21 protein-coding genes are annotated in these 10,198 nt (G+C 50.4%); 20 read left to right on the top strand and 1 reads right to left on the bottom strand.

What is annotated here, in order from left to right; translation table 11 throughout:
• The 3 genes from ABU190_RS26665 to bfr form a co-directional block, all read left to right on the top strand.
• The coding region (locus ABU190_RS26665) for an elongation factor Tu (RefSeq protein WP_354692853.1) at positions 1 to 767 on the top strand (767 nt) is incomplete at its 5' end.
• A gap of 187 nt (positions 768 to 954) precedes the next feature.
• Positions 955 to 1,149, top strand: coding sequence for a bacterioferritin-associated ferredoxin (bfd, locus tag ABU190_RS26660; RefSeq protein WP_039076808.1), 195 nt, complete (start codon positions 955 to 957; stop codon positions 1,147 to 1,149).
• Positions 1,150 to 1,219: 70 nt separating this feature from the next.
• Complete coding sequence (bfr, locus tag ABU190_RS26655; RefSeq protein ID WP_039076809.1) at positions 1,220 to 1,696, top strand: bacterioferritin; 477 nt, start codon at positions 1,220 to 1,222, stop codon at positions 1,694 to 1,696.
• Here bfr and ABU190_RS26650 read toward each other — a convergent pair.
• Complete coding sequence (locus ABU190_RS26650; protein ID WP_354692852.1) at positions 1,680 to 2,165, bottom strand: A24 family peptidase; 486 nt, start codon at positions 2,163 to 2,165, stop codon at positions 1,680 to 1,682. The two genes, bfr and ABU190_RS26650, sit on opposite strands and share 17 nt — an antisense overlap.
• A gap of 371 nt (positions 2,166 to 2,536) precedes the next feature.
• Here ABU190_RS26650 and rpsJ point away from each other — a divergent pair, with 371 nt between their 5' ends.
• From rpsJ to rplF, 17 genes are all read left to right on the top strand, one after another.
• Positions 2,537 to 2,848, top strand: coding sequence for a 30S ribosomal protein S10 (rpsJ, locus tag ABU190_RS26645; RefSeq protein WP_001181005.1), 312 nt, complete (start codon positions 2,537 to 2,539; stop codon positions 2,846 to 2,848).
• Positions 2,849 to 2,880: 32 nt separating this feature from the next.
• Positions 2,881 to 3,510, top strand: a complete 630-nt coding sequence (rplC, locus tag ABU190_RS26640; protein WP_039076811.1) for a 50S ribosomal protein L3 — start codon at positions 2,881 to 2,883, stop codon at positions 3,508 to 3,510.
• A gap of 10 nt (positions 3,511 to 3,520) precedes the next feature.
• On the top strand, positions 3,521 to 4,126 hold the full coding sequence (rplD, locus tag ABU190_RS26635) for a 50S ribosomal protein L4 (protein WP_039076812.1): 606 nt from the start codon (positions 3,521 to 3,523) through the stop codon (positions 4,124 to 4,126).
• Positions 4,123 to 4,425: a 50S ribosomal protein L23 gene (rplW, locus tag ABU190_RS26630; RefSeq protein ID WP_000617546.1), complete on the top strand. Its 303-nt coding sequence runs from the start codon at positions 4,123 to 4,125 to the stop codon at positions 4,423 to 4,425. Before rplD ends, rplW begins: the two co-directional genes overlap by 4 nt.
• Positions 4,426 to 4,442: 17 nt before the next feature.
• Entirely contained in the window at positions 4,443 to 5,264 is an 822-nt protein-coding gene (gene rplB, locus ABU190_RS26625) for a 50S ribosomal protein L2 (RefSeq protein WP_039076813.1), read from the top strand.
• Positions 5,265 to 5,280: 16 nt separating this feature from the next.
• Positions 5,281 to 5,559: a 30S ribosomal protein S19 gene (rpsS, locus tag ABU190_RS26620; protein WP_001138115.1), complete on the top strand. Its 279-nt coding sequence runs from the start codon at positions 5,281 to 5,283 to the stop codon at positions 5,557 to 5,559.
• Between the two features lie 14 nt (positions 5,560 to 5,573).
• Positions 5,574 to 5,906, top strand: coding sequence for a 50S ribosomal protein L22 (gene rplV, locus ABU190_RS26615; RefSeq protein WP_002919773.1), 333 nt, complete (start codon positions 5,574 to 5,576; stop codon positions 5,904 to 5,906).
• Positions 5,907 to 5,923: 17 nt separating this feature from the next.
• On the top strand, positions 5,924 to 6,625 hold the full coding sequence (rpsC, locus tag ABU190_RS26610; protein ID WP_000529945.1) for a 30S ribosomal protein S3: 702 nt from the start codon (positions 5,924 to 5,926) through the stop codon (positions 6,623 to 6,625).
• Between the two features lie 12 nt (positions 6,626 to 6,637).
• Entirely contained in the window at positions 6,638 to 7,048 is a 411-nt protein-coding gene (gene rplP / locus ABU190_RS26605) for a 50S ribosomal protein L16 (protein WP_007369814.1), read from the top strand.
• Positions 7,048 to 7,239, top strand: a complete 192-nt coding sequence (gene rpmC, locus ABU190_RS26600; RefSeq protein ID WP_032614707.1) for a 50S ribosomal protein L29 — start codon at positions 7,048 to 7,050, stop codon at positions 7,237 to 7,239. The genes rplP and rpmC overlap by 1 nt, the downstream gene beginning before the upstream one ends.
• The gene (gene rpsQ / locus ABU190_RS26595) at positions 7,239 to 7,493 is read left to right on the top strand and encodes a 30S ribosomal protein S17 (protein WP_000130100.1); all 255 of its coding nucleotides are present in this window, start codon (positions 7,239 to 7,241) and stop codon (positions 7,491 to 7,493) included. The genes rpmC and rpsQ overlap by 1 nt, the downstream gene beginning before the upstream one ends.
• Before the next feature lie 162 nt (positions 7,494 to 7,655).
• The gene (gene rplN / locus ABU190_RS26590) at positions 7,656 to 8,027 is read left to right on the top strand and encodes a 50S ribosomal protein L14 (protein ID WP_008457164.1); all 372 of its coding nucleotides are present in this window, start codon (positions 7,656 to 7,658) and stop codon (positions 8,025 to 8,027) included.
• Positions 8,028 to 8,037: 10 nt separating this feature from the next.
• The gene (rplX, locus tag ABU190_RS26585) at positions 8,038 to 8,352 is read left to right on the top strand and encodes a 50S ribosomal protein L24 (protein WP_035894981.1); all 315 of its coding nucleotides are present in this window, start codon (positions 8,038 to 8,040) and stop codon (positions 8,350 to 8,352) included.
• Positions 8,353 to 8,366: 14 nt separating this feature from the next.
• On the top strand, positions 8,367 to 8,906 hold the full coding sequence (gene rplE / locus ABU190_RS26580; RefSeq protein ID WP_007702494.1) for a 50S ribosomal protein L5: 540 nt from the start codon (positions 8,367 to 8,369) through the stop codon (positions 8,904 to 8,906).
• Between the two features lie 14 nt (positions 8,907 to 8,920).
• Positions 8,921 to 9,226, top strand: coding sequence for a 30S ribosomal protein S14 (gene rpsN, locus ABU190_RS26575; RefSeq protein ID WP_039076814.1), 306 nt, complete (start codon positions 8,921 to 8,923; stop codon positions 9,224 to 9,226).
• A gap of 33 nt (positions 9,227 to 9,259) precedes the next feature.
• A complete protein-coding gene (rpsH, locus tag ABU190_RS26570; protein WP_039076815.1) occupies positions 9,260 to 9,652 on the top strand; it encodes a 30S ribosomal protein S8 in 393 nt (130 codons plus the stop codon).
• Between the two features lie 12 nt (positions 9,653 to 9,664).
• Positions 9,665 to 10,198, top strand: coding sequence for a 50S ribosomal protein L6 (gene rplF / locus ABU190_RS26565; RefSeq protein WP_039076816.1), 534 nt, complete (start codon positions 9,665 to 9,667; stop codon positions 10,196 to 10,198).

Below are 10,198 nucleotides of genomic sequence, written 5' to 3'. Positions count from 1 at the left end.
TGGTTGATGACGAAGAGCTGCTGGAACTGGTTGAAATGGAAGTTCGTGAACTTCTGTCTCAGTACGATTTCCCGGGCGACGACACTCCGATCGTTCGTGGTTCTGCTCTGAAAGCGCTGGAAGGCGACGCAGAGTGGGAAGCGAAAATCATCGAACTGGCTGGCCACCTGGATACCTATATCCCGGAACCAGAGCGTGCGATTGACAAGCCGTTCCTGCTGCCGATCGAAGACGTATTCTCCATCTCCGGTCGTGGTACCGTTGTTACCGGTCGTGTAGAGCGCGGTATCATCAAAGTGGGTGAAGAAGTTGAAATCGTTGGTATCAAAGATACTGCGAAATCTACCTGTACCGGCGTTGAAATGTTCCGCAAACTGCTGGACGAAGGCCGTGCTGGCGAGAACGTGGGTGTTCTGCTGCGTGGTATCAAACGTGAAGAAATCGAACGTGGTCAGGTACTGGCTAAGCCGGGCACCATCAAGCCGCACACCAAGTTCGAATCCGAAGTGTACATTCTGTCCAAAGATGAAGGCGGCCGTCATACTCCGTTCTTCAAAGGCTACCGTCCGCAGTTCTACTTCCGTACAACTGACGTGACTGGCACCATCGAACTGCCGGAAGGCGTAGAGATGGTAATGCCGGGCGACAACATCAAAATGGTTGTTACCCTGATCCACCCGATCGCGATGGACGACGGTCTGCGTTTCGCAATCCGTGAAGGCGGCCGTACTGTAGGCGCGGGCGTTGTAGCAAAAGTTCTGGGCTAATTATTCGTTAATTAGTTTTGAATTGAAAAGGGCGCTAAGGCGCCCTTTTTGCTGCCTGCCTTCTTGCTGTCTGCCATCATATTTGTTCGCATTTTTTCTCATTATCCCACCATACAAAGATCGCTGTGCTATTGTAATCATAACTATTCTCATTTACACTTTGCGCATAAATTGAACGGGAGTGATTATGTACGTTTGTTTGTGTAATGGTGTAAGTGATAAAAAAATTCGCCAGGCTGTACGCCAGTTCCATCCTCAATCATTCCAGCAATTGCGCAAGTTTATTCCTGTGGGAAATCAGTGTGGTAAGTGCGTACGCGCTGCTCGCGAAATCATGCAGGATGAGTTGCTGCAGATCCCGGAATATAAAGAAACCGCCTGAGTCTTCTGCTTTTTTTTGACTTCCCTGTAGCCCGATCTACGCTTCAATGAGTGGAAGCGGAGGGACTATAATGAAAGGTGATGTCAAAGTTATAAATTATCTCAATAAGTTATTGGGAAACGAGCTTGTCGCAATCAACCAGTATTTTCTCCATGCGAGAATGTTCAAGAACTGGGGCCTGATGCGCCTTAATGATGTTGAATATCATGAATCCATCGATGAAATGAAACACGCCGATAAATACATCGAGCGTATTTTGTTTCTTGAAGGCATTCCAAATCTGCAAGATCTGGGCAAACTCGGTATCGGTGAAGACGTTGAAGAGATGCTACAGTCCGATCTACGACTGGAGTTGGAAGGCGCCAGAGATTTGCGTGAAGCCATTGCCTACGCTGACAGCGTGCATGATTATGTCAGCCGGGACATGATGATTGAAATCCTGGCCGATGAAGAAGGCCACATTGACTGGCTGGAAACCGAGCTGGACCTTATCGGTAAGATTGGTTTGCAGAACTATCTCCAGTCGCAAATCAAGGTTCAAGATTAACCATCGACCTAAAGATGCTTTGGTAAGCCATGAACAAACCCGCGGCCGCCAGGAATGGACCAAAAGGCAGCGGGTTTTTTATTATCTGTATGCTTCTGCGTCTTATGGACATAAGGCAAGCGGCGCCGGACGCAAGTGATGTGGCAACAAAGACAAGCAAGGGTAAGGCTTCCCAGCCATGCCAGGCACCCAGGGCCGCCAGAAATTTCACATCACCATAGCCGAGTCCTTCCTTATTACGTAGGAAGCGATACCCCCAATAAAGTGCCGCGAATCCGACGTAGCCCGCAATAGCCCCTAATACCTTTTCCTGTAACAGCATGGGATGGAACCAGCCACAATAAAGCAGCCCGCTCCAGAGAAGAGGGCAGGTGAAGCGATCGGGTAGAAGGCCCTGCCGGACGTCATACCAAACCAGCAATGTATTAAGTACAAGGTAAATACATATAAAGAGAATTGTACCTGCCATATAACCTCCGCATGCTCGCTGGTGATTAAGCATCAGCGATAGAGATAAACGGCAAAAGAGGGGCAAGCGCGCTCTTGCGTACAAGCTTCAGAAAAAGATAACTGCCTTGCATATCGCGGCAAGCGATGTGCGACGCTTCACGCGCAGGCGTTTAATTTATAAACGCCCCTTGCGTAAATGCGAGATTTACGTATAATGCGCGGGCTTGTCGTAATTGACGGCTGGTTCGATATGAACCCTGATAGCGCATTTGGCTATCAAACAATGCTCCCAATCGGGGGGCTATGTAAGAACGGTTACACTCTCCCATCAATCGTAATGGGTATGAGGAGTAATCATTTCGTCTATAAAATAATTGGAGCTCTGGTCTCATGCAGAACCAAAGAATCCGTATCCGCCTGAAAGCGTTTGATCATCGTCTGATCGATCAATCAACCGCGGAAATCGTCGAGACTGCTAAGCGCACTGGTGCGCAAGTCCGTGGTCCGATCCCGCTGCCGACCCGCAAAGAGCGCTTCACCGTTCTGATCTCCCCGCACGTCAACAAAGACGCGCGCGATCAGTACGAAATCCGCACTCACAAGCGTCTGGTTGACATCGTTGAGCCAACCGAGAAAACCGTTGATGCTCTGATGCGTCTGGACCTGGCTGCCGGTGTAGACGTGCAGATCAGCCTGGGTTAATCAGGTCATCGAGCGATTGAGAGGTTGAAACAATGATTGGTTTAGTCGGTAAAAAAGTGGGTATGACCCGCATCTTCACTGAAGATGGCGTATCTATCCCAGTAACCGTAATCGAAGTTGAAGCAAACCGCGTTACTCAGGTTAAAGATCTGGCTAACGATGGCTACCGCGCTGTTCAGGTTACCACTGGTGCTAAAAAAGCTAACCGTGTAACCAAGCCGGAAGCGGGTCACTTCGCTAAAGCTGGCGTAGAAGCTGGCCGTGGTCTGTGGGAATTCCGTCTTGCTGACGGCGAAGAGTTCACCGTAGGTCAGAGCATTAGCGTTGAGCTGTTTGCCGAAGTTAAAAAAGTTGACGTAACTGGCACCTCTAAAGGTAAAGGTTTCGCAGGTACCGTTAAGCGCTGGAACTTCCGTACCCAGGACGCTACCCACGGTAACTCCTTGTCTCACCGCGTTCCGGGTTCTATCGGTCAGAACCAGACTCCGGGCAAAGTGTTCAAAGGCAAGAAAATGGCAGGTCAGCTGGGTAACGAACGTGTCACTGTTCAGAGCCTGGACGTAGTACGTGTTGACGCTGAGCGCAACCTGCTGCTGGTTAAAGGTGCGGTCCCGGGTGCAACCGGTAGCGACCTGATCGTTAAACCAGCTGTGAAGGCGTGAGGAGATAGCAATGGAATTAGTATTGAAAGACGCGCAGAGCGCGCTGACTGTTTCCGAAACTACCTTCGGTCGTGATTTTAACGAAGCGCTGGTACACCAGGTTGTTGTTGCTTATGCAGCTGGTGCACGTCAGGGTTCTCGTGCTCAGAAGACTCGTGCTGAAGTAACTGGTTCCGGTAAAAAACCGTGGCGCCAGAAAGGTACCGGCCGTGCGCGTTCTGGTTCTATCAAGAGCCCGATCTGGCGTTCTGGTGGCGTAACTTTCGCTGCGCGTCCGCAGGACCACAGTCAAAAAGTTAACAAAAAGATGTACCGCGGCGCGCTGAAAAGCATTCTGTCCGAACTGGTACGTCAGGATCGTCTGATCGTTGTCGAATCTTTCTCTGTAGAAGCGCCTAAAACTAAGCTGCTGGCACAGAAACTGAAAGACATGGCTCTGGAAGATGTGCTGATCATCACCGGTGAGCTGGACGAAAACCTGTTCCTGGCTGCGCGCAACCTGCACAAGGTTGACGTACGCGATGCAACTGGTATCGACCCGGTTAGCCTGATCGCCTTCGACAAAGTCGTAATGACTGCTGATGCTGTTAAGCAAGTTGAGGAGATGCTGGCATGATTCGTGAAGAACGTCTGCTGAAGGTGCTGCGCGCACCGCACGTTTCTGAAAAAGCGTCTACTGCGATGGAAAAAACTAACACCATCGTTCTCAAAGTTGCTAAAGACGCGACCAAAGCAGAAATCAAAGCTGCTGTGCAGAAACTGTTTGAAGTCGAAGTCGAAGTCGTTAACACCCTGGTTGTTAAAGGGAAAGTTAAACGTCACGGACAGCGTATCGGTCGTCGTAGCGACTGGAAAAAAGCTTACGTCACCCTGAAAGAAGGCCAGAATCTGGACTTCGTTGGCGGCGCTGAGTAAGTCGGAGGAGTAATACAATGGCAGTTGTTAAATGTAAACCGACATCTCCGGGTCGTCGCCACGTAGTTAAAGTGGTTAACCCTGAGCTGCACAAGGGCAAACCTTTTGCTCCGCTGCTGGAAAAAAACAGCAAATCCGGTGGTCGTAACAACAATGGCCGTATCACCACTCGTCACATCGGTGGTGGCCACAAGCAGGCTTATCGTCTGGTTGACTTCAAACGCAACAAAGACGGTATCCCGGCAGTTGTTGAGCGTCTTGAGTACGATCCGAACCGTTCCGCGAACATCGCGCTGGTTCTGTACAAAGATGGCGAACGCCGTTACATCCTGGCCCCTAAAGGCCTGAAAGCTGGCGACCAGATTCAGTCTGGCGTTGATGCTGCAATCAAAGCAGGCAACACCCTGCCGATGCGCAATATCCCGGTTGGTTCTACCGTTCATAACGTAGAAATGAAACCAGGTAAAGGCGGTCAGCTGGCACGTTCCGCTGGTACTTACGTTCAGATCGTTGCTCGTGATGGTGCTTATGTCACCCTGCGTCTGCGTTCTGGTGAAATGCGTAAAGTCGAAGCAGACTGCCGCGCTACTCTGGGCGAAGTTGGCAATGCTGAGCATATGCTGCGCGTTCTGGGTAAAGCAGGTGCTGCACGCTGGCGTGGTGTTCGTCCTACCGTTCGCGGTACTGCGATGAACCCAGTCGACCACCCACATGGTGGTGGTGAAGGTCGTAACTTTGGTAAGCACCCGGTAACTCCGTGGGGCGTTCAGACCAAAGGTAAGAAGACCCGCAGCAACAAGCGTACTGATAAATTTATCGTACGTCGCCGTAGCAAATAATATTAGAGGATAAGCCATGCCACGTTCTCTCAAGAAAGGTCCTTTTATTGACCTGCACTTGCTGAAGAAGGTAGAGAAAGCGGTGGAAAGCGGAGACAAGAAGCCCCTGCGCACTTGGTCCCGTCGTTCAACGATCTTTCCTAACATGATCGGTTTGACCATCGCTGTCCATAATGGTCGTCAGCACGTTCCGGTATTTGTTTCCGACGAAATGGTCGGTCACAAACTGGGTGAATTCGCACCGACTCGTACTTATCGCGGCCACGCTGCTGATAAAAAAGCGAAGAAGAAATAAGGTAGGAGGAAGAGATGGAAACTTTAGCTCAACATCGCCATGCTCGTTCTTCTGCTCAGAAGGTACGCCTTGTTGCTGACCTGATTCGCGGTAAGAAAGTGTCGCAGGCCCTGGATATTCTGACCTACACCAATAAGAAAGCGGCTGTACTGGTCAAGAAAGTTCTGGAATCTGCCATTGCTAACGCTGAACACAACGATGGCGCTGACATTGACGATCTGAAAGTTGCGAAAATTTTCGTAGACGAAGGCCCGAGCATGAAGCGCATTATGCCGCGTGCAAAAGGTCGTGCAGATCGCATCCTGAAGCGCACCAGCCACATTACTGTGGTTGTGTCCGATCGCTGAGACTCTGGAGACTAGCAATGGGTCAGAAAGTACATCCTAATGGTATTCGCCTGGGTATTGTCAAACCTTGGAACTCTACCTGGTTCGCGAACACCAAAGAATTCGCTGACAACCTGGACAGCGATTTTAAAGTACGCCAGTACCTGACTAAGGAACTGGCTAAAGCGTCCGTATCTCGTATCGTTATCGAGCGTCCGGCTAAGAGCATCCGTGTTACTATTCACACCGCTCGCCCGGGTATCGTTATCGGTAAGAAAGGCGAAGACGTAGAAAAACTGCGCAAGGTCGTAGCGGATATCGCTGGCGTTCCTGCTCAGATCAATATCGCCGAAGTTCGTAAACCTGAACTGGACGCAAAACTGGTTGCTGACAGCATCACTTCTCAGCTGGAACGTCGTGTAATGTTCCGTCGTGCTATGAAGCGTGCTGTACAGAACGCAATGCGTCTGGGCGCTAAAGGTATCAAAGTTGAAGTTAGCGGCCGTCTGGGCGGCGCGGAAATCGCACGTACTGAATGGTACCGCGAAGGTCGTGTTCCGCTGCACACTCTGCGTGCTGACATTGACTACAACACCTCTGAAGCGCACACCACTTACGGTGTAATCGGCGTTAAAGTGTGGATCTTCAAAGGTGAGATCCTTGGTGGTATGGCTGCTGTTGAACAACCGGAAAAACCGGCGGCTCAACCGAAAAAGCAGCAGCGTAAAGGCCGTAAATAAGGAGCGTCGCTGATGTTACAACCAAAGCGTACAAAATTCCGTAAGGTGCACAAAGGCCGCAACCGTGGTCTGGCGCAGGGCACGGATGTGAGCTTCGGCACTTACGGTCTGAAAGCTGTTGGCCGTGGTCGTCTGACCGCTCGTCAGATTGAAGCAGCACGTCGTGCCATGACACGTGCAGTTAAGCGTCAGGGTAAGATCTGGATCCGTGTATTCCCGGACAAACCGATCACCGAGAAGCCGCTGGAAGTTCGTATGGGTAAAGGTAAAGGTAACGTGGAGTATTGGGTTGCCTTGATTCAGCCGGGTAAAGTCCTGTATGAAATGGACGGCGTTCCGGAAGAGCTGGCCCGTGAAGCCTTCGAGCTGGCAGCAGCAAAACTGCCGATTAAAACCACCTTTGTAACTAAGACGGTGATGTAATGAAAGCAAATGAGCTGCGTGAAAAAAGCGTTGAAGAGCTGAACGCTGAGCTGCTGAACCTGCTGCGCGAGCAGTTCAACCTGCGTATGCAGGCTGCAAGTGGCCAGCTGCAACAGACTCACCTGCTGAAGCAGGTTCGTCGTGATGTTGCACGCGTTAAGACTTTACTGACTCAGAAGGCGGGTGCGTAATGACCGATAAAATCCGTACTCTGCAAGGTCGCGTAGTTAGCGACAAAATGGAGAAATCCATTGTTGTTGCTATCGAACGTTTTGTGAAACACCCGATCTACGGTAAATTCATCAAGCGTACGACCAAACTGCACGTACATGACGAGAACAACGAATGCGGTATCGGCGACGTGGTTGAAATCCGCGAATGCCGTCCGCTGTCCAAGACTAAGTCCTGGACGCTGGTTCGCGTTGTAGAGAAAGCGGTTCTGTAATACAGTACGCATTCTCAATAATAAACGGTCCAGCGATGGGCCGTTTATTTTTTCTACCCATATCTAAGAAGCGGTGTTATAATGCCGCGCCCCCGATATGGGGCTTTTTTAACGACCCGTTTTTAGGGTCTCAGTAGTAGTTGACATTAGCGGAGCACTAAAATGATCCAAGAACAGACTATGCTGACCGTCGCCGACAACTCCGGTGCACGTCGCGTAATGTGTATCAAGGTTCTGGGTGGCTCGCACCGTCGCTACGCAGGCGTAGGCGACATCATCAAGATCACCATCAAAGAAGCAATTCCGCGTGGTAAGGTCAAAAAAGGTGATGTGCTGAAGGCGGTAGTGGTGCGCACCAAGAAGGGTGTTCGTCGCCCGGACGGTTCTGTCATTCGCTTCGATGGTAATGCATGCGTTATTTTAAACAATAACAGCGAGCAGCCTATCGGTACGCGTATTTTTGGGCCGGTAACTCGTGAACTTCGCAACGAGAAGTTCATGAAAATTATCTCTCTGGCACCAGAAGTACTCTAAGGAGCGAATCATGGCAGCGAAAATCCGTCGTGATGACGAAGTTATCGTGTTAACCGGTAAAGATAAAGGTAAACGCGGTAAAGTTAAGAATGTCCTGTCTTCCGGCAAGGTCATTGTTGAAGGTATCAACCTGGTTAAGAAACATCAGAAGCCGGTTCCGGCCCTGAACCAACCAGGCGGCATTGTTGAGAAAGAAGCAGCTATTCAGATCTCTAACATTGCACTCTTCAATGCGGCAACCGGCAAGGCTGACCGTGTAGGCTTTAGATTCGAAGACGGCAAAAAAGTCCGTTTCTTCAAGTCTAACAGCGAAACTATCAAGTAATTTGGAGTAGTACGATGGCGAAACTGCATGATTACTACAAAGACGAAGTAGTTAACAAACTCATGACTGAGTTTAACTACAATTCTGTCATGCAAGTCCCTCGGGTCGAGAAGATCACCCTGAACATGGGTGTTGGTGAAGCGATCGCTGACAAGAAACTGCTGGATAACGCAGCAGCTGACCTGGCAGCAATCTCCGGTCAAAAACCGTTGATCACCAAAGCACGCAAATCTGTTGCAGGCTTCAAAATCCGTCAGGGCTATCCGATCGGCTGTAAAGTAACTCTGCGTGGCGAACGCATGTGGGAGTTCTTTGAGCGCCTGATCACTATTGCTGTACCGCGTATCCGTGACTTCCGTGGCTTGTCCGCTAAGTCTTTCGACGGTCGTGGTAACTACAGCATGGGTGTCCGTGAGCAGATCATCTTCCCAGAAATCGACTACGATAAAGTCGACCGCGTGCGTGGTTTGGATATTACCATTACCACTACTGCGAAATCTGATGAAGAAGGCCGTGCTCTGCTGGCTGCCTTTGACTTCCCGTTCCGCAAGTAAGGTAGGGTTACTTAATGGCTAAGCAATCAATGAAAGCACGCGAAGTAAAGCGCGTAGCTTTAGCTGATAAATTCTTCGCTAAACGCGCTGAACTGAAAGCTATCATCTCTGATGTGAACGCAACCGACGAAGATCGTTGGAATGCCGTTCTCAAGCTGCAGACTCTGCCGCGTGATTCCAGCCCGTCTCGTCAGCGTAATCGCTGCCGTCAAACTGGTCGTCCGCACGCTTTCCTGCGGAAGTTCGGGTTGAGCCGTATTAAGGTCCGTGAAGCCGCTATGCGCGGTGAAATCCCGGGTCTGAAAAAGGCTAGCTGGTAATTGTCACCAATTGAATCACGGGAGTAAAGACAGATGAGCATGCAAGATCCGATCGCGGATATGCTGACCCGTATCCGTAACGGTCAGGCCGCGAACAAAGCTGCGGTCACCATGCCTTCCTCCAAGCTGAAAGTGGCAATTGCCAACGTGCTGAAGGAAGAAGGTTTTATTGAAGATTTCAAAATCGAAGGCGACACCAAGCCTGAACTGGAAGTAGCTCTTAAATACTTCCAGGGCAAAGCTGTTGTAGAAAGCATTCAGCGTGTCAGCCGCCCAGGTCTGCGCATCTATAAGAAAAAAGATGAGCTGCCGAAAGTTATGGGTGGTCTGGGTATTGCAGTTGTTTCTACCTCTAAAGGTGTTATGACTGATCGTGCAGCGCGCCAGGCTGGTCTTGGTGGCGAAATTATCTGCTACGTAGCCTAATCGGAGGAAAAAATGTCTCGTGTTGCTAAAGCACCGGTCGTTATTCCTGCCGGCGTTGACGTAAAACTCAACGGTCAGGTTATCACGATCAAAGGTAAAAACGGCGAGCTGACTCGTACTCTCAACGATGCTGTTGAAGTGAAACATGCAGATAACGCTCTGACTTTCGGTCCGCGTGATGGTTACGCAGACGGTTGGGCTCAGGCTGGTACCGCGCGTGCCCTGCTGAACTCAATGGTTATCGGTGTTACCGAAGGCTTCACTAAGAAGCTGCAGCTGGTTGGTGTAGGTTACCGTGCAGCGGTTAAAGGGAATGCAGTAAACCTGGCTTTAGGTTTCTCTCATCCTGTTGACCATCAACTGCCGGCTGGCATCACTGCAGAGTGCCCGACTCAAACTGAAATCGTGCTGAAAGGCGCTGATAAACAGTTGATCGGTCAGGTTGCAGCTGATCTGCGCGCCTACCGTCGTCCTGAGCCTTACAAAGGCAAGGGTGTTCGTTACGCCGACGAAGTCGTGCGTACCAAAGAGGCTAAGAAGAAGTAA

The organism is Phytobacter sp. RSE-02 (assembly GCF_040578655.1).
In the GTDB taxonomy this organism is placed as follows: domain Bacteria; phylum Pseudomonadota; class Gammaproteobacteria; order Enterobacterales; family Enterobacteriaceae; genus Phytobacter; species Phytobacter diazotrophicus.
Note: the sequence above shows the minus strand (reverse complement) of the source record. Positions and strands in the feature narration are given on the sequence as shown.

Bases quoted from the DNA above. Each gene is read 5' to 3' on its own strand.
- rplN (WP_008457164.1), top strand. From the start codon at position 7,656: ATGATCCAAGAACAGACTATGCTGACCGTCGCCGACAACTCCGGTGCA.
- bfr (WP_039076809.1), top strand. From the start codon at position 1,220: ATGAAAGGTGATGTCAAAGTTATAAATTATCTCAATAAGTTATTGGGA.
- ABU190_RS26650 (WP_354692852.1), bottom strand. From the start codon at position 2,165: ATGGCAGGTACAATTCTCTTTATATGTATTTACCTTGTACTTAATACA.
- rpsJ (WP_001181005.1), top strand. From the start codon at position 2,537: ATGCAGAACCAAAGAATCCGTATCCGCCTGAAAGCGTTTGATCATCGT.
- rplF (WP_039076816.1), top strand. From the start codon at position 9,665: ATGTCTCGTGTTGCTAAAGCACCGGTCGTTATTCCTGCCGGCGTTGAC.
- rpmC (WP_032614707.1), top strand. From the start codon at position 7,048: ATGAAAGCAAATGAGCTGCGTGAAAAAAGCGTTGAAGAGCTGAACGCT.
- rplW (WP_000617546.1), top strand. From the start codon at position 4,123: ATGATTCGTGAAGAACGTCTGCTGAAGGTGCTGCGCGCACCGCACGTT.
- rplC (WP_039076811.1), top strand. From the start codon at position 2,881: ATGATTGGTTTAGTCGGTAAAAAAGTGGGTATGACCCGCATCTTCACT.
- rplE (WP_007702494.1), top strand. From the start codon at position 8,367: ATGGCGAAACTGCATGATTACTACAAAGACGAAGTAGTTAACAAACTC.
- rpsH (WP_039076815.1), top strand. From the start codon at position 9,260: ATGAGCATGCAAGATCCGATCGCGGATATGCTGACCCGTATCCGTAAC.
- rpsC (WP_000529945.1), top strand. From the start codon at position 5,924: ATGGGTCAGAAAGTACATCCTAATGGTATTCGCCTGGGTATTGTCAAA.
- rplB (WP_039076813.1), top strand. From the start codon at position 4,443: ATGGCAGTTGTTAAATGTAAACCGACATCTCCGGGTCGTCGCCACGTA.
- rplV (WP_002919773.1), top strand. From the start codon at position 5,574: ATGGAAACTTTAGCTCAACATCGCCATGCTCGTTCTTCTGCTCAGAAG.
- rplX (WP_035894981.1), top strand. From the start codon at position 8,038: ATGGCAGCGAAAATCCGTCGTGATGACGAAGTTATCGTGTTAACCGGT.
- rplD (WP_039076812.1), top strand. From the start codon at position 3,521: ATGGAATTAGTATTGAAAGACGCGCAGAGCGCGCTGACTGTTTCCGAA.
- rplP (WP_007369814.1), top strand. From the start codon at position 6,638: ATGTTACAACCAAAGCGTACAAAATTCCGTAAGGTGCACAAAGGCCGC.
- rpsN (WP_039076814.1), top strand. From the start codon at position 8,921: ATGGCTAAGCAATCAATGAAAGCACGCGAAGTAAAGCGCGTAGCTTTA.
- rpsS (WP_001138115.1), top strand. From the start codon at position 5,281: ATGCCACGTTCTCTCAAGAAAGGTCCTTTTATTGACCTGCACTTGCTG.
- bfd (WP_039076808.1), top strand. From the start codon at position 955: ATGTACGTTTGTTTGTGTAATGGTGTAAGTGATAAAAAAATTCGCCAG.
- rpsQ (WP_000130100.1), top strand. From the start codon at position 7,239: ATGACCGATAAAATCCGTACTCTGCAAGGTCGCGTAGTTAGCGACAAA.